A 19,203-nucleotide genomic window follows, 5' to 3' on the forward strand; every position below is an offset into this window, starting at 1 on the left:
AGGCCCCCAGCCGTTGGGCTGGGGGCCTTCGCTTTGTAGTCCCGACGGGATTTGAACCCGCGCTACCGCCTTGAGAGGGCGGCGTCCTAGGCCGCTAGACGACGGGACCAGGATTGTTGGTGATTACCTTGGTGGCCGGACCACCGAATCTCCAACTGTTTCGAGAGCCCGAGGGCTCTCTCAGCTGGGGTACCAGGACTCGAACCTAGAATGGCTGAACCAGAATCAGCTGTGTTGCCAATTACACCATACCCCATTGACCTGGGCATTCGGCCTGTCCCTTGTGGGGACTTCCCAGCCGCTTTCCGAGCCGAGAAGAGATTAGCAGGCCGATGCCGGGGTTATACAAATCGGCTGGTCAGAGGCCGGTTTTGTACCCTTTTCCGATGCCGGTCAGCGCGCGGAGGCCGCCGTCAGGGCCGCCCGCAGGCGATCCATGGCGGTATCGCGGTCCAGCAGCTCGAGGGACTCGTACAGCGGCGGGCTGATGTGCGAACCGGTGACGGCCACGCGCACCGGGCCGAACGCCTTGCGCGGCTTCAGACCCAGTTCATCGATGAGCGCGGTTTTGAGCGCCTCCTCGATCGCGGGCGCGGTCCAGGCCGAAACACCCTCGAGCGCGGTAATGGACGCTTCCAATACCGGCGCCGCGTCCGCACCCAGATTCTTTTGCGCCGCCGCCTCGTCCACGGTGAACTCCGCGGCGGGCACGAACAGGAACTTCAATAGATCCCATGCATCACCCAGAACGACGATGCGGGTCTGCACCAAATCTGCGGCCGTGGCGAACAGCTTCTCGTCGATCTCGGCGCCGATATGCCCGTGCAGGGTGAGATACTCCCGCAACCGGTGAGCGAAATCACCGGACTCCAGCCGCCGAATATGTTCGCCGTTCAGGGCGTCGGCCTTCTTCTGGTCGAAACGCGCCGGATTCGAATTAACGGACGAAATATCGAACGCCGCGACCATCTCGGCCATGGAGAACAGGTCACGATCATCGGCGATGCTCCAGCCGAGGAGCGCCAGATAATTCAGCAAACCCTCGGGAATGAAGCCTCGGTCCCGATGCAGGAAGAGATTGGACTCCGGATCCCGCTTGGACAACTTCTTGTTGCCCTGGCCCATGACGAACGGCAGATGCCCGAACTCCGGGGTGTGCTCGGCGACGCCGATTCGGCGCATCGCCGCATAAAGCGCGAGCTGGCGCGGCGTGGAGGACAGCAGATCCTCACCGCGCAATACGTGGGTGATCTTCATCAACGCGTCGTCGACGGGATTGACCAGGGTATAGAGCGGATCGCCATTACCGCGGGTGAGCGCGAAGTCCGGCACGACGCCCGCGCGGAAGGTGGTCTCCCCGCGCACCAGATCGACCCAGGACAGATCCTCGTCGGGCATCCGGAGGCGGATGACCGCCGGGCGCCCCTCGGCCCTGTAGGCGGCGATCTGCTCGGGCGTCAGGTCCCGATCGAAGTTGTCGTACCCCAATTTCGGATCGCGGCCGGCGGCCTTGTGCCGGGCTTCGACTTCTTCAGGGGTGGAGAAGGATTCGTAGGCCTCCCCCGCTGCCAATAGCTTGCGCACGACATCGAGATGAAGCTCACGGCGCTGGGACTGCCGGTAGGGGCCGTAGGGGCCGCCGACCTCCGGGCCCTCGTCCCAGGTCAGCCCGAGCCAGTGCAGCGCGTCCAGAATCGCCTGATACGACTCCTCGGAATCGCGTGCGGCGTCGGTGTCTTCGATGCGGAAGACGAATTTCCCGCCGTGGTGGCGCGCGTAGGCCCAGTTGAACAGGGCGGTCCGCACCAGCCCGACATGCGGTGTGCCGGTGGGTGAGGGGCAGAATCGGACCCGGACGTCTGTCATGTCTCTCTCTCGATCAGCGCTTGGCGGCAACGGGATTGGTGAGGGTGCCGATGCCCTGGACGGTCACCGACACGTTCTGACCGGCCTGCACCGGCCCGACGCCCTCGGGGGTGCCGGTCAGGATGACGTCGCCGGGCAGCAGCGTCATCACGGTGGTGACCCATTCGATCAGCTTCGGAATATCGTGCAGCAGAAGTGAAGTGCGACTGCGCTGCTTGACCTCGCCGTCGAGCTCGGTGCTGATCTCCAGATCCGATGGGTCCAGGGCGGTCTCGATCCACGGCCCGAGCGGGCAGAACGTGTCGTACCCCTTGGCGCGGGTCCACTGGCCGTCGATCTTCTGCTGGTCGCGGGCGGTGACGTCGTTGGCGACGGTGTAGCCCAGGATGACCTCGTGCGCCCGGGCGGCGGGCACGTCCTTGCAGGGGCGGCCGATGACGATGGCCAGCTCGCCCTCGTAGTCCACCTGAGAGGAACTGGGCGGCAACACAATCGGCACGTTGGGGCCGATGATGGCGGTATTGGGCTTCATGAAGATGACCGGTTCGGCGGGCGCGGGCCCACCCATTTCCGCGGCGTGAGCGGCGTAATTCTTACCGATGCAGATCACTTTGCTGGCGAGGATCGGAGCGAGGAGCCGCACGTCCGCCAGCGGCCAGCTGCGGCCGGTGAACGTCGGCGTGCCGAACGGGTGTTCGGCGATCTCACGGACGACGGCGTCACCGCCGTCTCCTTCCACGCTGACGAAAGCGACACCATCTGGGCTGGCAACTCGACCTAGGCGCATGAACCGCATCCTATCGACCGGTCGCCACCTGCCCGAACGCGCCCGACCACGGGGCACGGACGGACCCGGGACGGCCGCGGCGCGGGCGGGCGGGACCGGCCGGGGACGCGCGCGGCATCCACCTGAGATCCGGGCTGCCCGGAATGTGTAAAGAGCTTGCACGCAAGACAACTCGCCCCCGAGGACGGGCCCGCGACGGACCTCCCGGAGGTGTGAGCAAACAGACAGCGTGCCCCGGAAATACTCAGCTGCATCAGGTGTACCGTGAGACCCGATGTTCAAGGAATAAGATATCAGTTCCACATAGTGAGACGTGAGGTGAGGGTCATGGCCACCGTGACACAGCTGAGTTCGGCCAAACGGTGGAGCATGCTGGCCCTCGGCGTCTTCGCGCAGAGCTCGAGCGCGGTCTTCGTACACGGCACGCCCTTCCTGCTGCCCGCGCTGACCGGGCGCGGGATGTCACTGGCGACCGCCGGCCTGCTGGTCTCCATGCCGACGGTCGGGCTGGTCTGCACGCTGATCGCCTGGGGCTACGTGGTGGATCGCATCGGGGAGCACAAGGTGCTGGTCGCCGGTCCGGCGCTGATGCTGATCGCGGGCGTGGCCGCGGCCACCGTGACCAACTATGTGGCACTGGGCATTCTGCTGTTTCTGGGCGGAATGGGCGCGGCCAGCACCAACGGCGCGAGCGGGCGGGTCATCGTCGGCTGGTTCCCGCCCGATAAACGCGGGCTGGCCATGGGGATTCGCCAGACCGCGCAGCCGCTGGGCGTGGGCATCGGCGCCCTGAGCATTCCCGCCGTCGCTGCGGCGCACGGGTTCTCGACCGCGATCCTGGTGCCCGCCGTCATGGCCGGTCTGGCGGCGGTGGCCTGCCTGTTCGGGATCATCGACCCGCCGCGCCCCGAATCCACCAGCGAGACAGGTCGTCCCGCCAATCCGTACCGGGGCGATTCCACCCTGTGGCGCATCCATCTGGTCTCGATCCTGCTGGCCATTCCGCAGGGCACGCTGTGGACCTTCGCCCTGCTGTGGCTGCACACCGATGTCGGCTGGTCGCTGGCGGCGGCGGGCGTGCTGGTCACGGTCACCCAGATCCTGGGTGCGGGTGGGCGTATCGGCGCGGGCATCTGGTCCGACCGGGTCGCGAGCAGGCTGGGACCGCTGCGCACGATCGCCGTCGCGGCCGCAATCTCCATGGCCGCCTTGGCCTTCGCGGCCTGGGTGCAGTGGTGGTGGCTGGCGATTCCGATTCTGATCGTGGCCTCGGTCATCACCGTGACCGACAACGGCCTGGCCTTCACGGCGGTGGCCGAGATCGCGGGACCGTACTGGTCCGGGCGCGGGCTGGGCATCCAGAACACCGGGCAGAACCTGGTCATGGCGGCGCTGGCGCCCACCTTCGGCGCGCTGATCACCGTCGCCGGGTTCCCCGTCACCTACGCGCTGACGGCCGTGATCGCCGTGGCCGCAGTCCCATTGGTGCCGCGCACGGCGCACTGAACCGCCGGTTCCATAGCACTGAACCGCCGGTTCCGAAGCACCGAACCGGCGGTTCCGAGGCACTGGAACACCCGATTCCGGGCCGCCCGCCGCACCCCGGCGGGCGGCTCGGCGCCGTTATCTTCGGGGCTACCCGGAGCCGTCGCGTCCCTTTCGCGGATTTCCCGCAAATCAGGAATGTCTGCGCCCGTTACGTTTTCGCATCCGAATGCATGAATGCGATATAGCTCACTGGCACAGTAGGTTTGGAAATTCTGAGCCTTTTGCCGCCTTTGTCGCCCTGTGCGGCAGCCGGATTGAGCACGGTCCGAGCGTTCGAGACGCCCCTGCGCGCCCGTACTCCCCCATCATGCGCCCCGAACGCGCCCGGCGCAGAGTTCGGCCCCGCCCCCCGGGACTCGGGAGCGGGGCCAAAACGGCGAAAGCCGGTGTCAGAGAGCGGCGGCGATGCGATCGCCGACCGCGACGGTCGAGGCCGGCGCGGTGCGCGAGGCCAGATCCTTGGCGACGGCGGTCTCGATGCGCGCGGCGGCCTCGGCGTTGCCGAGGTGGTTCAGCAGCAGCGACACCGACAGGATGGCGGCGGTCGGGTCGGCCTTGGACTGACCCGCGATATCCGGGGCGCTGCCGTGCACGGGCTCGAACATGGACGGGTTGGCGCCCGAGGCATCGATGTTGCCCGAGGCGGCCAGGCCGATGCCGCCGGAGACCGCGGCCGCCAGGTCGGTGATGATGTCGCCGAACAGGTTGTCGGTGACGATCACGTCGAAGCGGCCCGGGTCGGTGACCATGTGGATGGTGGCGGCATCGATGTGCTGGTAGGCGGTTTCGATGTCCGGGTACTCGGTGGCGACCTCGGCCACGGTGCGGGTCCACAGCGAGCCGGCGAAGGCGAGCACGTTGTTCTTGTGCACCAGGGTCAGGTGCTTGCGGCGCGCACGGGCCTTCTCGAAGGCGTAGCGCACCACGCGCTCGACGCCGAAGCGGGTGTTGGTGGAGACCTCGGTGGCGACCTCGTGCGGGGTGTTCACCCGGATCGCGCCACCGGTGCCGGTGTACGGACCCTCGGTGCCCTCGCGCACGACCACGAAGTCGATGTCCGGGTTGCCCGCCAGCGGGCTGGTGACACCGGAGTACAGCCGCGACGGGCGCAGGTTCACATGGTGGTCGAGCTCGAAGCGGGTGCGCAGCAGCAGCCCGCGCTCGAGCACGCCGCTCTGCACGGACGGGTCGCCGATGGCGCCGAGCAGGATGGCGTCGTGCTGCTTGAGCTCGGGAATGACGTTGTCCGGCAGGATCTCACCGGTGGCATGGAACCGCTTGGCCCCCAGGTCGTATTCGGTCTTCTCCACACCGGGGACCACGACGTCGAGGACCTTGAGGGCCTCGGCGATGACCTCGGGACCGATTCCGTCGCCCGGGATGACAGCGAGTTTCATGAACAATGCTCCGTTCGGATTAGCGACCCTGAACACTCTCGGCGCCCGTGTTCCGACGCGGGCGAAGAGTCCGCCCGCCACGATAGCGGGTGCCCCGAGCACCCCTTTCACCAGGGCGAACCCCTCCCAACCACTGGGACGGCGGCTGTGCAAGACCCGGAATTCAGCGTGCGGCCAATCTCCTCGGCGCGCGGTACCGTCCGCTCGAGGGAAGGCGGGCACATATGGGATCACTGGAGAACTTGACGGGCAGCGGCGACAGCAACCTGCACATCATCGGCTTGCTGCTGCGGGCGCTGGGCATCGACTTCCACCGTTCCGGAGCCTATTGATACGACCGCGCCCCCGCCGTGATTCACGGCGGGGGCGCGGCGGCAATCGTTTCCGGGCTCGGCCCGGTACCTACTAGTCCAGGTTGACCTGGGCGACCTTCACCGCGCCGACGGCCTCGGCGATGGCGGACTGCACCTCGGTCGGGACATCGGCGTTGACGCGCAACACGACGGTCGCGCCGTCCTGGTCCAGATCCTGGGTCAGCTGGGCGGCGAGGATGTCGATGCCCGCGTCGCCGAGCTTGGTGGCCAGGCGGCCGAGCTGACCCGGCTTGTCCTCGTACGCGATGACGGCCAGGTTCAGACCCTCGGCGCGCATGTCGTAGTTGCGGCCGTTGATGTTGACGATCTTCTGCACCTGCGAGGGCTCGGTCAGGGTGCCGGCCACGTTCAGGGTGCGGCCGTCGCCGAACACGGCGCGCAGGTCGACCAGGCTGCGGTGCGAGGGGCTCTCGGTCACGGTGGTGACCGTGGCCTCGATGCCGCGATCCTTGGCCAGCGACGGGGCGTTGACGAAGGTGACCGAATCCTCGATCAGGGCGGAGAAGACGCCGCGCAGAGCCGAAAGCTCCAGCACCGCAACGTCACTGGCGGCGAGCTCGCCGCGGACCTGCACCTCGAGGCTGACCGGCAGCTCGGAGGCGAGGGCGCCGAGCAGCGCGCCCTGCTTGCGGACGATATCCAGCCACGGGGCGACGTCCTCGGAGACGGCGCCGCCGGTGACGTTGACCGCACCCGGGACGAACTCACCGGCGAGGGCGAGCTTGACCGACTTGGCGACGTCGGTGCCGGCGCGGTCCTGGGCCTCGGAGGTGGAGGCGCCCAGGTGCGGGGTGACCACGACCTGCGGCAGCTCGAAAAGCGGGCTGTCGGTGCAGGGTTCGGTCTCGAACACGTCGAGGCCGGCGGCGCGCACGTGGCCGGACTTGATGGCGTCGGCCAGGGCCTGCTCGTCGATCAGGCCACCGCGCGCGGCGTTGACGATGATGACGCCCGGCTTGGTCTTGGCGATCGAGGCGGCGTTGAGAATGCCCTTGGTCTCGGGGGTCTTGGGCAGGTGCACCGAGATGAAGTCGGCGCGCTCGAGCACCTCGTCCAGGGTCAGCAGTTCGATGCCGAGCTGGGCGGCGCGAGCCGGGGAGGTGTAGGGGTCGTACGCGACGATCTTGGTCTCGAAGGCGGCGAGGCGCTGCGCGAACAGCTGGCCGATGCGGCCCAGGCCGATGACGCCGACGGTCTTGCCGAGGATCTCGACACCGTTGAACTTGCTGCGCTGCCAGGTGTGCTCGCGCAGGGTGGCGTCGGCGGCCGGGATCTGGCGCGCGGCCGAGAGCAGCAGCGTGACCGCGTGCTCGGCGGCGGTGTGGATGTTGGAGGTCGGCGCGTTGACGACCATGACGCCACGCTCGGTCGCGGCCGGCACGTCGACGTTGTCGAGGCCGACGCCCGCGCGGGCGACGATCTTCAGGTTCTTACCGGCGTCGAGGACCTCGGCGTCCACCGTGGTGGCCGAGCGCACGAGCAGCGCGTCGGCGTCCACGACGGCCTCGAGTAGTGCGGGGCGGTTCGGGCCGTCGACCCAGCGAACCTCGACACCGTCACCGAGCGCGTCGACGGTCGACTGGGCGAGCTTGTCGGCGATCAGAACTACGGGGCGGCCTGCTTGGCTCACTGTGGGGTACTCCTGCGGGAAAGGGGTCCGGGATTTACGGGCGCAATCTTAATGGGCGAAGATTTGGCTTGCCTTACCGCCCGGTAGGCGGGTGCCGTCAGACCGGTGACATGCCGGTTTTCCCGCTCACCGAAACTATTGTGGTCAATTGTCCAAATACGCTGCGAACTCGCCGCCACCCGGCTAGGTTGCCCGGCATGTCTCGGACTCATCGGATTCTCGCGGCCGCCGCGCTGTGCGCCGTCCCCCTCACCGCCGCGGCCCCCGCCCACGCCGCGCCCGTGGTGAACAAGGTCGTGGTGATCGGCCTGGACGGCACGCTGTACAGCGAGATCGCCGCCGCCAATGCCCCGAACCTGGACCGCCTGGTCGCCGAGGGCACCCTGGCGCGCACCTCCATCGCCGGGCATACGACCATGTCCTGCGTCTCGTGGGCGACCGCGCTGACCGGGGTGTGGGACACCAAGCACGGCATCGTGGACAACGACGCATCCTGCAACGCGGGGGCTTTCGCGCCATATCCGACGGTGTTCACGCAGCTCGAGGCCGCGCAGCCGAGCCTGTCGACGGTCTCGCTGGGCACCTGGGACAAGATCGGCATGATCGCGCGCACCGGTAACCCCAAGGCCGACAAAGTCACAGTGACGCAAATCGACCCGACCGGTGCGGGCATCTGCGAGACCATCGCCGATTCCAACGCCGCGACCCAGGTGGCCGCGGCCATCAGCGCGGACGGCCCGGATCTGACCTTCACCCACCTGGACCAGATCGATATCGTCGGGCACACCCTGCGCGGCATCTGGCCGCAGTCCTACCGCGATGCCATCGCGCGCGCGGACGGCCTGGTCGGCAAGATCACCCAGGCGGTGGACGCCCGCATGGCCGCGCATTCGAACGAGCGCTGGACCATCCTGGTCACCACCGATCACGGCCACAAGCCCGAAGGCGGGCACGGTGGCCAGAGCGCCTATGAGACAGCGAGTTTCGTGATCGCCCGCGGTCCGGGCTTCGCCGCGGGCGCGCAGAACAACGGCTACACCCTCGCCGACATCACCCCCACCGTCCTGGACCTGCTCGGGGTGGCGGCCCCCGCGAACCTGGACGGCGTCTCGATGCTCGCCGGCGGTTCCGGCGACCCCGGCGCGCCGGTGCCGAACACCCCGCCGGTCGATTCCGGCGTCACGGGCTCGTCCTCCGGTTCGGCCCAGGCGGCCATGGTGAACAACCCGCTCTGCATCCTGGGCAGCGGCTCGGCCGGGGGTTCGTCCGGCAGCGGCCACAAATAGACAGCCGCACTGTCGAATTCGGCATCCGCGCCGGATGCGAGCCGAACCGGTCCCGGGACATCCGGGACCGGTTCGCCGTTCCTCGCGGGAACGGTCAGACCTTGACCTCGTCGGCGGAGAGCATGATTTCCACCACCGCGCCGTAGGCCGCGGCCCAGGTCCCGGCGAGTTCCTCGGTCCATTGCGCACCGAGGAAGTGTTCGAGGGTGGCCAGCAGTGATGCCCCGGCCACCGGGTAGTGCGCGGCCACCACCCCGAGCTGGGCATGGTGACGGCCCAGCTGTTGCACGAAAGACGGGTCGTTCGCGAGGGTTTGGACATTGGTGACGATCCGGCCGAGGCCGGACAGGAAGCGCTCACGCTGCACGGTCATGTCCTCGGCGAACATGTCCCGCACCTCCGGGTGCGCCGCGAACAGATGATCGTAGAAGTACTCCACGGCCTCGGGTCCGACCGCGCCGACCTGCTGCCAACTCGACTGCAATGCTTCGATATTCATGTGGGTTCCCCACTTCCCTTGTCTGCGTGCCTGATTCCTTACACGCCACGAAATCGGCAGGGCTGCTACCGAATTCGGGACCTCTGTGTCCGTGGACGATGTGGGATCGGGATGTGCCCGATCAGTCCTGCGGGGTATGACCCTTCCCGCCGATCGGCAGGTCGCGCTGATACCCGGAGGCCGGCACGATGTCCGGCAGCGACTCGGCGGTGCCCGGCAGCGGCAGCAGGGCCAGCTTGTCGACTTCCACCGACAACGTCATGATCATGGCCTGCAACTGGTTTCGCAGCAGTCCGGAGTAGGACTGCAGCTGGGCCAGGCGCTGGTCCTCGAGTTCGGGATCGGCGTAGGCGCCGCGCTGCGGCCCGGCCGCGTGCACCTGCTGCAGCATCTCGCGCTGCTGCGCGCGGGTGACCCGCATCAGCTCCCGCGCGTGCTCCTCGGCCTGTTCCACGATCGAGTCGGCGGAAGCCTGTGCGCGCTTGAGGGTTTCGACGGCCTGATTGCTGATGCCGAGGGCATCCTTGGCCGTCTCCTCCTGCAACCGAGCGATCTCCCAGTTCGCGTTGGCCAGCTGACGCTGCAGCTCGGCCACCTCACCGGCGGAGGCCATGGTCTGCATCTGCATCTGCATCGCTTCGCTCTTGCCGGCCAGCTGCATATTCTCCCGTTGCAGCCGAGCCAGTTCCGGCGAGTTACTGGTGAGGGTGAGCTGGCGGTTCTCCCGCGCCACCCGCGCCACCGCGATGTGCACCCGCTCGAGGAAGCGGTCGACCTCCTCGGCGTCGTAGCCACGCCGCCCCAGTCGCGCGCCCTTGAACGTGGCGGATCGGATCTCGTCGGGTGTCACATCCATTGGTCAACCTTGTCGAAGCCGCGGTCGGCGGCCGGGGCGGCGGAGCCTGCCGCCGGCGCCTGGCCGAATGTCTCGTATCTGATGGCGTGCCTGGGCATCCCGGCGGCGGACAGCGCCGCGACGGTGGCGGCGACCATGGCCGGGGAACCGCAGACCAGCGCGGTGCACCCGGTCAGGTCGCGACCGCGCGCGGCCACCGCGCCGACCATGCCCTGCACGCCGTGGAAGCCGGGATCCTCCGACACCACCGGGGTGTAGGTGAACCAGGGATTCTCGGTGAGCGCCGTCAGGGCCTCGTGGTCGTAGAGATCCCAGGTGGTGCGCACGCCGTGGAACAGCTGCACCCGCGGGGTGTATCCGGTGTGCCGCGATTCCTGCTCGATGCGCTCGATGATCGCGCGCATGGGCGCGAGCCCGGAGCCCCCGGCGATGAGCAGCAGGTTGTCCACCGCCTGCGGCGGGAAGACGAAGGCGGTGCCCACGGGTGCGCCGAGTCGCACCTGATCGCCCGGGCGGATCGTGCGAGCGAAGGTCGCGCTGACCTCGCCGCCGTCCACGACCTGCACGTGCAGATCGAAGGTACCGTCCGCGCGCTGAGCGTTGGCCGGGGTGAAGTAGCGCCACAGCCGCGGCCGCTGCGGAATCTCCACCGCCAGTGACTGACCCGCTTCGTACGGATACTCGTGCAGCGGGCGCACCGTGATGACGGTGACGTCGATGCTGCGGCGTTCGGTGGACACGATCTCCGCGTCCCACCACGCGGGCGTGTTCGCGGCCCGATCGGCGGCCTCGACCATGATGCCCGCGACGGCCTGATAGGCGTCTGTCCAGGTCTGCGCGAGTTCGGCGGTCCAGCGCGGACCCAGGAAATGCGCGAGGGTGGCCAGCAGCGAGGCGCCCGCGGCCGGGTAGTGCGCGGCGACGGCGCCGAAGCGGCGATGATCGCGCCCCAGCTGGGCGACGAATTCCGAATCGGCGGCGAGGGTTTCGACGTTGCTGACGATGCGGCCCAGGGCCGCGAAGAACTTGGCGCGCTGGGCGGTCATCCGGGTCGGGAACATGTCCCGGACCTCGGGGTGCGCGAGGAACAGGTGTGCGTAGAAGTACTGGGTGGCCTCGTCGCCGGCACGTTCGACGTACCGCCAACTCGCCTGCAGGGCATCGGTATTCATCCGCGGCGCAAATCCTCGTTCTGCAACACACTCCCTTTCGCCTGGACGACTGTCCGAATAACGAACAACCTAAGGCATGGGCTTGGAGCTGTCGAAGCGAGAAATCTGGCAAATCATTCGCAAATCATCAATTTGCGACGGAGGCCACAGTTCTGTGGCAAATAGTCTGACGGCTTCTATTTGTCTTCGGAAATGCGAAAGGCCGACCTCAGGGCTGCGAAACCCGAGGTCGGCCTTTTCAGCTTTTGCCGACGATCAGCCGCCGAAGGAGCCGGTCCACAGGGTGCTCAGGATGCCGTGCAGCGCGGCCGAGCCGGTGCTGAGCAGGCCGTTCAGAGCAGCGGAACCGGTCTCGATGATAACGGGGATCATTTAGTAAAGCCTCTCGATAAAAAACCAATCGAACTTCCGACGCACGGCATATCGAGGCGTTCTGCGCACCCGTTACGGATCATTAACGCACTGTGACATGCATCCCAGTTATTCGATATCGCGCGGGGCTTCATGTACTCGATCCCAGCAAAGCCGACAACACGCATATCTCGCGCAGATAACCCCTGCTCAGGCCGGGAAATAAATGGACCGGCGCGGGCCGCGCCCGCTAGCCTCGGCGACCATGATCCTGCGCAACATCCCCGACGCCATGGACCCGGCGGTGGTCGCGACGATCGACGCCGAACTCGGCCGGATCGAGCGCGAGCACCGGGCCGACGTGCGCCTCGCCATCGAGAGCGGCAGCCGGGCCTGGGGCTTTCCGTCCCCGGACTCCGATTACGACTGCCGCTTCGTCTACCTCCGCCCGCTCGAGGACTACCTCACGCCGTGGCCCGGGCGCGATGTCATCGAGACTCCGCTGATCGGCCTGCTGGATGTGAACGGCTGGGATCTGGTCAAGGCGCTGCAACTGCTGGTGCGCGGCAACGCGGTCCTGATCGAATGGCTCATGTCGCCCATCGTGTATTCCGCGGACTCGGCGTTCCGTGACGAATTGCGGGAGCTGGCCGACACCGTCGCCGACCGCGATCAGGTCGCCCGGCACTACCTGCACCTGGGCGCCCGGCAATGGCGGCTGTTCGACACCAACCGGTCGCTGAAGAAGGTGTTCTATTCGCTGCGCCCGGCCATGGCATTGCGCTGGCTGCGCGAACATCCGGATAAGACCGCCGCGCCGATGCATTTGCCGACGCTGCTCGCGCAGTGCGACCTACCCGCCGATCTGGTCGAATCGATCCGGACGCTCACCGAGTTGAAGGCCCGCACCCGCGAGATGGGCGCCGGCGAGGTGCCCGCGCCCATCGCGGATTTCATCACCCGCGAATTCGACCGTGCGGAGGCGGAATTCACCGGCAACGAACCCGCACACCGGGAGCAGGCGCGGGCGCTGTCGAACGAGTTCTTCAGGCGCCAGCTCGGCCGATGACCCGCACGACCACGGCTTCGGGCCCGGGCTTGGTGCTGCGCACCTCGAACTCCACCCGCTGGCCCTCGGCCAGCGACCGGAAGCCCTGCCCCTCGACGGCGGTGTACTCGACGAACACGTCGGGTCCGCCGTCGTCGGAGGTGAGGAAGCCGAAGCCCTTCTCACTGTCGAACCACTTCACAGTGCCGTGCACCATTACCCCATACCTCGTCGAATGCCCTGGAAAAACCGTGGAATCGGCCACGTCCCCACGCGCGCCTCGCCCCCATGGTGTCACGGGGCGCGGTCGTCCCGGAACCCGCCTCATCCCGCCCGGGCCGCACCCGGCTCGTCGTCCGATCCGCGCATGGCGTACACCCGGTCCAGGAAGTCCCGGTGCGCGCGCAGCGTGGAATCCAGCAGCTCGCGCCAGGTGCGGCGGTCCACCCGGCTGTCGCTGAACAGCGAGGACAGCGACGCCGGGCCGAGCCGGTCGATGTGATCGACGATGAATGTCAGTCGCCGGCGCGGGAATTGGGCCCCGATGCGCGGATTCTCCTCCAGGAAACGGTCGAGTTCGTAGAGGTAGTTGACCGCACGGTTGTACTCGGTATCGGTGAGGTGGTAGTCCATCCGCTTGATCTCCACGATCCAGAGCTCACCGGAGTCGTGCAGCAGCACGAAGTCGGGTTCGCGCTTGGGGCTGCCGACGGCGCTGGTCTGCAACATGGATCCGAATTTCTGTGCGTACCAGCGCTCGAAGCTGGCCCGCACCCGCTGCAGCGATTCGTTCATGCCCAGCGGCGTCCATTCCGGTGCCAGCAGCCAGGGCGCGGTTTCGATGAGCTCCTGGAACGGGCGCTCGAGCGAACGGCGATCGTCGATGAGCGCGCGCAGCCGATCCACCACCGCGACCCGCTCGCTGGCGATCTGGCCCAGGGAGTAGATCTCGGCGACCCGGGCGCGCTCGAAAAGCGCCACCACCACGTCGAGTTCGGGTTCGGCGTCCTCGGCGATCTCCTTGAGCGTCTCGAGCAGGCTGCGCTGCGGGCCCAGCGACAGTGCCAGCCGCACCATGTTCTCGATGTGCGCGGGGTCGTCCAGCGAGGCCCGGTCCTTGTGCGCCACCAGGATTCGCGCCGCTTCCAGCACCGAGTCCCGGAACACGCGGTCCCCCGGCGCGATTCCCTCCAGCATCTCGCGAATCCGGGAGCGCTCGACGAACTCCTCCCAGACCCGGCGGCGGATGGACTTCTCACCGAGCCTGCCGATTTCCTTGATGAGCGCCTGCCCCCACTGCGCCAGCGCCTCCCCGCGCGGGGAGTTCCACATGATGTCCTGGCGGTCGGAGCGGACCAGATCCTCCTCGTCGTCGAGCCAGTCCACGTGCACGGCCCCGACCAGGTAGGAGCGCAGCTTGAACTCGCCGGTGAATCCGGCGGGTATGCCGAAATCGCGGGTCTGCGCGACGATCTTGCCGCGCGCGTAGATCCGGACACCCGCCATCGCCTCGTCGCGGTAGGGCTGTTTGGAGTACGCGATCCAGCCCGAGACCGGCAGGAACTTGTGCCCGAAACGCACCGGCACCCGGCTCACGTCGACCCGGGTGTCCTCCATGACGTCGATGGGCAGATCACTGAGCGTGAAGGACTCCGTGCCGGCGCTGTTGCGCACCTGCACGCGCCAGTCCGAGCGTTCGATGCCGAAGCGCGAAGCGAGCTGCCTGCTCAGCTCGGTGCCGCTGTTCACCCGCTTGCGGAAGAAGTTTCGCAGAATGACGGTGGTGCCGCGGGTGCCGGTGAAGGTGCCGTCCAGCGGGCCCGGCTTCGGGTAGTAGTCGCGCTCGGTGTCCGACAGCATGTCGTCCAGGTCCAGGATCAGGTGCGCGACCGGCCAGCCCTGCGGCGTACGGTCGGTCGGGGTCGACCCCGCGCTGATGACCTCGATGGTGCGGCAGATGCCGAAGGCGGCGAGCTTCCCGATTCCCTTGCGCCCCATCACCGGTCGCTGCTGCTCGCGCGAGAGGTCGGAGCCGGTGCGCTTGCGCCGGTCCGAGCCCACCATCAGGTAGTGGGCATTGATCTCCGACGCCGTCATGCCGTGTCCGTTGTCCGACACCACGATCCGGTACGCGGGTTCGTCCGCGGCGCGGATGGTCCCCGCCAGCGTGACGCCCCACGGCAGCGCGACATCCACCTCGGTGGCGTCGGCGTCATAGGAATTGGCGATGAGTTCGGCCAGCACGGCCGACACCCGGTCGTAGAGCCGGATGCCGAGTTTGTCGATCGCCAGCCGGCTGATCCGCATGGTGTACCGGTGGTCGTCGCGATCCAGCGCGGCCGCATGCACCTCGTTGTACATGGTGGGCCCCCAATTGCCCTCACGGCAGCCTTCGTTCAGCTACCCCTGGTATCGATGCAACGCTTCGTGATTAACGAAAGGCTGAACGGTTGCGTACCGGTTCGTCACGGTCGGGTTCCGGATTCACCACGGGGTAGCCGGATGCAACGGCTAGGTCTCGGCTATCGCGTTCGGGCGGAGGGTGGGCGTCCGTACGGTCGCGATCGGGGTGTAGGCAGGCGGGCATCATTCGGTCCGAAAGGCGCGAAACACCCGGCAATGGGCCGGGTTGCGGACGCGGTTCCAGGTGCGGCCTTCGCGCCGTTGCGCTTTCGCGCGGTGGGGTGCGCGCCGGGGCGACCGGACCCGCAGCCTGTCACCGCGGCGATCCCGCAATTGGACCGGGGACTCCGCACGGGCAAGGCATCCGTTCACCTGCTGATCGACCAGGACGAGGGCACGCTTCCCGGCCCGGCCTTCACACGGTTGCTCTTTACGCGGTGCGGGTCCATCGGTCCGTCACCTCGGGAGATCCGGTGACAGGACTGTCCGAGACGGGAAGAATGCGTGGGGCGCGGCACGGTGCCGGCGGGCGGTTGAGGTGAGAGGTGCACGGGTGAATCTTTCGCGAGGTCTGGCGGCATTGTCCGAACGTCTGACCACCCCGGAACCGGCCGCGCCGACCCTGGCCGAGACCATCGCGGCCCGGCGGCGGTTCTTCGGAAACGCGGCGGTTGACCCGGAAACCGGTGCGGTGAGCCCGGATCGGGTTCTGGTGTCCTGGTTCGGCTGCGCGAGTTTCGCCATCTCGCTGGGCGGCACGGTCTTCCTGCTCGACGCGTGGGTGCCGCGGGGCGCGACCTCGGGCTACGTGCCGACGACCGTCGCCGAGGTGGCGGCCCTGCGCCCGGCCGCGATCTTCATCGGCCACGGGCATTTCGACCACGCCGCCGACGCCGGGCCCATCGCGCAGGCGAGCGGGGCCGTGGTGCACGGGACCGCGGAACACTGCGCGACCGTGCGCGGGCAGGTCGCCGATCCCCGATTCGACTGTGTGGAACTGGGTTCCGCCGATTCCTCGTACGGCGATCGCTACGACTTCGAGCTCGCGCCGGGCATCGCGGTGACCGCGGTCCGGCACGTGCACTCCGCCCGCACCGCCCGCGACGAGAGTCCCGCGGGCTCGGATCCGTTGCGCCCCAAGCCGTGTCCGTGCGATATCCGGGAGTTCCCGCCGTCCCTGGCCGATGCCGCCCATCTGGCGCGCAATATCGCCGCGCCCGAGGGCGGGGTGCTGCTCTACCAGTTCCGGACCGACCGCTTCACCCTGACCTGGCACGATTCCTCGGGGCCGCTGCTGGACAAGGCTCCCGAGGTGCTGGACGTGCTGCGCTCGCTACCCGCCTCGGACGTGCACGTCGGCGCGGTGCAGGGGTTCAACCAGTTCACCAACGGGCTGCGGGACCCGCGGAGCTACATCGAGGCGCTGCGCCCGAAGGTGTTCGTGCCCAACCATCATGACAACTGGCTGCCGGTGTTCACCGCGCGCGGGGAGGCGTTCCAGAGCCCCGTGGAAGCGGAGCTGGCACGGATTCCGGAACAGGCGCGGCCGCGGGTGCGGATGCTGGTCGATCGGGACGACTATCTGGCGCCGGGGGTGCTGGAGTTCCCGCTGGGGTGAGCGCGCCCCCTCGATGGTGCGCGATGCGCGCCCATGGCAGGCCGCGCGGCTGTGCTCGCGCGCCATGCAGCCGGGCCGTCCGTCCGCCGAAGCCGATCAGAAGCGGAGCAGCATGGTGCGACTGGTACTCCCGGTGGGACTCGGGTGTGCGGAGTCCGATATCTCGACGAAGCCGAGCCGTTCGTAGAGCCGGCGCGCCGGGTTCTCTTCCCGCACACTGAGACTCACCTGCTTGAAGGCAGCTCGCGCGTCCACCAGCAGCCGTTCCATGAGCAGGGTGCCGACCCCCGTGCCGCGCGCCCCGGGCACGACTCCGATGGCCAGTTCCGGGGTGTCGTCGTCGATGTACCCGTAGGCGGCGTTGTCACCGGTGAACAGTCGCAGCCACGCGGCCCCCCGCAGTTCCCCGTTCAGCTCGGCGATGACACCGAGATCCCCCGGCACACCCCAGTTCTCGACGTAGTGCGCGAGCGCCGGTATGGCGCGCAACTCGTCCGGCGACGTTCGCCCCTGATCCGCCGAGTACGAGGCTTCGAAGAGCATGGCCCACAGGTGTTTCTCGTCTGTGGGCAGGGCGGGACGAACGATCACGCTGGACACGGCTGGGACTATACGGTTCGTGGAGGTCGGCGCGCGCGGGCATTTCCGGGGGATGCAGTCGATCGCGGATCGCCCCTCACCGGTCCGCCGGCTCAGCCTCGGGCAGGCAGCCTGTAACCCGCCCGGACCTCAGCCCAGCAGGCCCGGCCCCGGAGTCGGGACGACGTCGCGCGCGGTGAGTTCGTCCCCACAGTGGTCGCATTCGAGCCGCACATGCGCCTGCCCCTCGCAGTCGCGATGCCCGTACAGCATCGGCGGCCCGTCCGGCGCGACGTGCGCATCCCCCCAGTCCTTGAACGCCAGCAGAATCGGATAGACGTCGAACCCCTTGGGCGTGAGCCGATATTCCTCGTGCGCACCGACCTCGGCCGGCCCCTTGCTCAGGATCCCGTGCTCGACCAGCCGATCCAGCCGGTCGAGCAGCCTCCCCTTGGATATCCCCAGGTACCCCTGAAACCCGTTGAACCGCCGCACCCCCGCGAACGCGGCCTTGAGTATGAGCAGTGTCCACCGGTCCCCGAACACCACCAGTGCCCGGGTGATCGAACACGGCTCCTCGGCCAGCTCCTCGTACCGCATCTTCCCAATGCTAGCCGAGTGGTCTTAATATGAGACCAAATCTCACCGGTCTCGAAATGAGACCACACCCGAAGGGGATGCGATGCCCAACCACCGAGCCACCGTTGAAACCGACCTGCTCGCCGAAGCTTCGGGTACTGGCCTGACCAGCAACGCGCCCGCCGACGACCATGTCGCGGCGGATCCAGCGCCCTTTCCGCGCACTACAGCAGCATCACCGCCGTTGGCGAGCCCGATCGACAGCCACCAGGTCACCGCCGAGAATGAGCGCGCCGCCCCCGGTAGCGACTCTGCCGCCGGCAGCCCTCTCGCCGCTGAGCAAGCCCCGGCCGTGGCCTCCACCGAGCCGCCTCACGATACGACCGGCCCAGCTCCCTACCAGGTCCTCCGGTCCCTGCTGGACAATCGCCACACGTGCCGCGCCTTCCGCCCCGACCCGGTACCCCGCGAGACGATCACCCAGATCCTGACCACCGCCCAGCGCACACCCTCCGGCTGCAACGCCCAACCCTGGCAGGTGATCGTGACCGAGCCGCCCGCGACGTCCCGCCTCCGCAAGTCCCTGCTCGCCCACATCGACGGCGCGGCCCCGGCCACCGACATCCCCTTCCCCAAGTACCACGGCGTCTACCGCGACCGCCGCCGAGAATGCGCCGCGGCCCTCTACGCGGCGGTGGACGTCCCCCGCGGCGACCACGCAGGCACGATGCGCCAATTGGTCCGCAATTTCGAGTTCTTCGATGCCCCCCACCTGGCCCTGATCACAACCGACACGGCCCAAGGCTCCTACGGCGTCCTGGACTGCGGCCTCTACCTGACGTCCTTCCTCCTGACAGCCCAAAGCCTGGGCGTGGCAACGGCTCCCCAAGCAGCCTTGGCGACCTACTCCCCCTTCCTTCACGAGTACTTCACAATTCCTGCAGACCGCCAGGTAGTCGCTGGGATTTCGTTCGGTTACAGCGATCCGGACCAACCTGCGAACAAGTTCCGCACAACCCGCGCGAATCTCTCGGACGCGGTGGAGTGGCATTCCAAATAGAATGCACGGAAAAATCAGAATTATCAATATTTGAGAAAGGTAGATTATTCCGGTCGTTCGGGTGCAGCTATGCATTTCACCGAGATAGCCATTTGGGTTTACCTTCCCAGCAAACCGCCATGAACATAACGGACAGACCTGAGGTTGGGC

General features: G+C 67.7%; 16 protein-coding genes and 2 tRNA genes. 5 read left to right on the plus strand and 13 right to left on the minus strand.

Features of this window, described 5'->3' with window-relative positions; genetic code table 11:
- Nucleotides 1-36 precede the first annotated feature (36 nt).
- From ABZ319_RS22950 to ABZ319_RS22965, 4 genes are all read right to left on the minus strand, one after another.
- Nucleotides 37-109, minus strand: a tRNA-Glu gene (locus ABZ319_RS22950).
- A 75-nt stretch (nucleotides 110-184) separates the two neighbouring features.
- Nucleotides 185-256 (minus strand) — tRNA-Gln (locus ABZ319_RS22955).
- Between the two features lie 137 nt (nucleotides 257-393).
- On the minus strand, nucleotides 394-1,866 hold the full coding sequence (gene gltX / locus ABZ319_RS22960; RefSeq protein ID WP_354988506.1) for a glutamate--tRNA ligase: 1,473 nt from the start codon (nucleotides 1,864-1,866) through the stop codon (nucleotides 394-396).
- 13 nt (nucleotides 1,867-1,879) lie between these two features.
- Complete coding sequence (locus tag ABZ319_RS22965) at nucleotides 1,880-2,653, minus strand: fumarylacetoacetate hydrolase family protein (protein ID WP_354988507.1); 774 nt, start codon at nucleotides 2,651-2,653, stop codon at nucleotides 1,880-1,882.
- A gap of 327 nt (nucleotides 2,654-2,980) precedes the next feature.
- Here ABZ319_RS22965 and ABZ319_RS22970 point away from each other — a divergent pair, with 327 nt between their 5' ends.
- The gene (locus ABZ319_RS22970; RefSeq protein WP_354988508.1) at nucleotides 2,981-4,159 is read left to right on the plus strand and encodes an MFS transporter; all 1,179 of its coding nucleotides are present in this window, start codon (nucleotides 2,981-2,983) and stop codon (nucleotides 4,157-4,159) included.
- Between the two features lie 431 nt (nucleotides 4,160-4,590).
- Here ABZ319_RS22970 and ABZ319_RS22975 read toward each other — a convergent pair whose 3' ends face one another.
- On the minus strand, nucleotides 4,591-5,598 hold the full coding sequence (locus tag ABZ319_RS22975) for a 3-isopropylmalate dehydrogenase (RefSeq protein WP_354988509.1): 1,008 nt from the start codon (nucleotides 5,596-5,598) through the stop codon (nucleotides 4,591-4,593).
- A 405-nt stretch (nucleotides 5,599-6,003) separates the two neighbouring features.
- A complete protein-coding gene (gene serA / locus ABZ319_RS22980; RefSeq protein WP_354988510.1) occupies nucleotides 6,004-7,602 on the minus strand; it encodes a phosphoglycerate dehydrogenase in 1,599 nt (532 codons plus the stop codon).
- Between the two features lie 197 nt (nucleotides 7,603-7,799).
- Between serA and ABZ319_RS22985 the strand changes: the two genes are divergently transcribed.
- The gene (locus tag ABZ319_RS22985; RefSeq protein WP_354988511.1) at nucleotides 7,800-8,888 is read left to right on the plus strand and encodes an alkaline phosphatase; all 1,089 of its coding nucleotides are present in this window, start codon (nucleotides 7,800-7,802) and stop codon (nucleotides 8,886-8,888) included.
- A 94-nt stretch (nucleotides 8,889-8,982) separates the two neighbouring features.
- Here ABZ319_RS22985 and ABZ319_RS22990 read toward each other — a convergent pair whose 3' ends face one another.
- The 3 genes from ABZ319_RS22990 to ABZ319_RS23000 all read right to left on the minus strand — a co-directional run bounded on the left by ABZ319_RS22990 (nucleotide 8,983) and on the right by ABZ319_RS23000 (nucleotide 11,415).
- Nucleotides 8,983-9,387 (minus strand): globin domain-containing protein, encoded by a 405-nt coding sequence (locus tag ABZ319_RS22990; RefSeq protein ID WP_354988512.1) that lies wholly within the window; start codon nucleotides 9,385-9,387, stop codon nucleotides 8,983-8,985.
- 121 nt (nucleotides 9,388-9,508) lie between these two features.
- The gene (locus ABZ319_RS22995; RefSeq protein WP_354988513.1) at nucleotides 9,509-10,243 is read right to left on the minus strand and encodes a DivIVA domain-containing protein; all 735 of its coding nucleotides are present in this window, start codon (nucleotides 10,241-10,243) and stop codon (nucleotides 9,509-9,511) included.
- Nucleotides 10,234-11,415, minus strand: a complete 1,182-nt coding sequence (locus ABZ319_RS23000) for a globin domain-containing protein (RefSeq protein ID WP_354988514.1) — start codon at nucleotides 11,413-11,415, stop codon at nucleotides 10,234-10,236. The genes ABZ319_RS22995 and ABZ319_RS23000 overlap by 10 nt, the downstream gene beginning before the upstream one ends.
- Nucleotides 11,416-12,031: 616 nt before the next feature.
- Here ABZ319_RS23000 and ABZ319_RS23005 point away from each other — a divergent pair.
- Nucleotides 12,032-12,835 carry a nucleotidyltransferase domain-containing protein gene (locus ABZ319_RS23005; protein WP_354988515.1) on the plus strand — a complete coding sequence of 268 codons (804 nt, stop codon included), beginning with the start codon at nucleotides 12,032-12,034 and terminating at the stop codon, nucleotides 12,833-12,835.
- Here ABZ319_RS23005 and ABZ319_RS23010 read toward each other — a convergent pair.
- Together ABZ319_RS23010 and ABZ319_RS23015 are read right to left on the minus strand one after the other, a co-directional pair.
- Nucleotides 12,813-13,031: a cold-shock protein gene (locus ABZ319_RS23010; RefSeq protein WP_354988516.1), complete on the minus strand. Its 219-nt coding sequence runs from the start codon at nucleotides 13,029-13,031 to the stop codon at nucleotides 12,813-12,815. The genes ABZ319_RS23005 and ABZ319_RS23010 overlap by 23 nt on opposite strands.
- A gap of 107 nt (nucleotides 13,032-13,138) precedes the next feature.
- Nucleotides 13,139-15,175, minus strand: a complete 2,037-nt coding sequence (locus ABZ319_RS23015) for an ATP-binding protein (protein ID WP_354988517.1) — start codon at nucleotides 15,173-15,175, stop codon at nucleotides 13,139-13,141.
- A gap of 595 nt (nucleotides 15,176-15,770) precedes the next feature.
- On the opposite strand from ABZ319_RS23015, the gene ABZ319_RS23020 reads away from it, so the two are divergent.
- Nucleotides 15,771-16,835, plus strand: coding sequence for an MBL fold metallo-hydrolase (locus ABZ319_RS23020; RefSeq protein ID WP_354988518.1), 1,065 nt, complete (start codon nucleotides 15,771-15,773; stop codon nucleotides 16,833-16,835).
- A 96-nt stretch (nucleotides 16,836-16,931) separates the two neighbouring features.
- Here the strand turns inward: ABZ319_RS23020 and ABZ319_RS23025 are convergent, their stop codons facing one another.
- Together ABZ319_RS23025 and ABZ319_RS23030 are read right to left on the minus strand one after the other, a co-directional pair.
- The gene (locus ABZ319_RS23025; protein WP_354988519.1) at nucleotides 16,932-17,435 is read right to left on the minus strand and encodes a GNAT family N-acetyltransferase; all 504 of its coding nucleotides are present in this window, start codon (nucleotides 17,433-17,435) and stop codon (nucleotides 16,932-16,934) included.
- A 129-nt stretch (nucleotides 17,436-17,564) separates the two neighbouring features.
- Nucleotides 17,565-18,014, minus strand: a complete 450-nt coding sequence (locus ABZ319_RS23030) for a helix-turn-helix domain-containing protein (RefSeq protein WP_354988520.1) — start codon at nucleotides 18,012-18,014, stop codon at nucleotides 17,565-17,567.
- Between the two features lie 82 nt (nucleotides 18,015-18,096).
- Here ABZ319_RS23030 and ABZ319_RS23035 point away from each other — a divergent pair, with 82 nt between their 5' ends.
- On the plus strand, nucleotides 18,097-19,053 hold the full coding sequence (locus tag ABZ319_RS23035; RefSeq protein ID WP_354988521.1) for a nitroreductase family protein: 957 nt from the start codon (nucleotides 18,097-18,099) through the stop codon (nucleotides 19,051-19,053).
- The last annotated feature ends 150 nt before the right edge of the window (nucleotides 19,054-19,203 follow it).

The sequence above is a fragment of the Nocardia sp. NPDC005978 genome (assembly GCF_040614455.1).
Taxonomy (GTDB): domain Bacteria; phylum Actinomycetota; class Actinomycetes; order Mycobacteriales; family Mycobacteriaceae; genus Nocardia.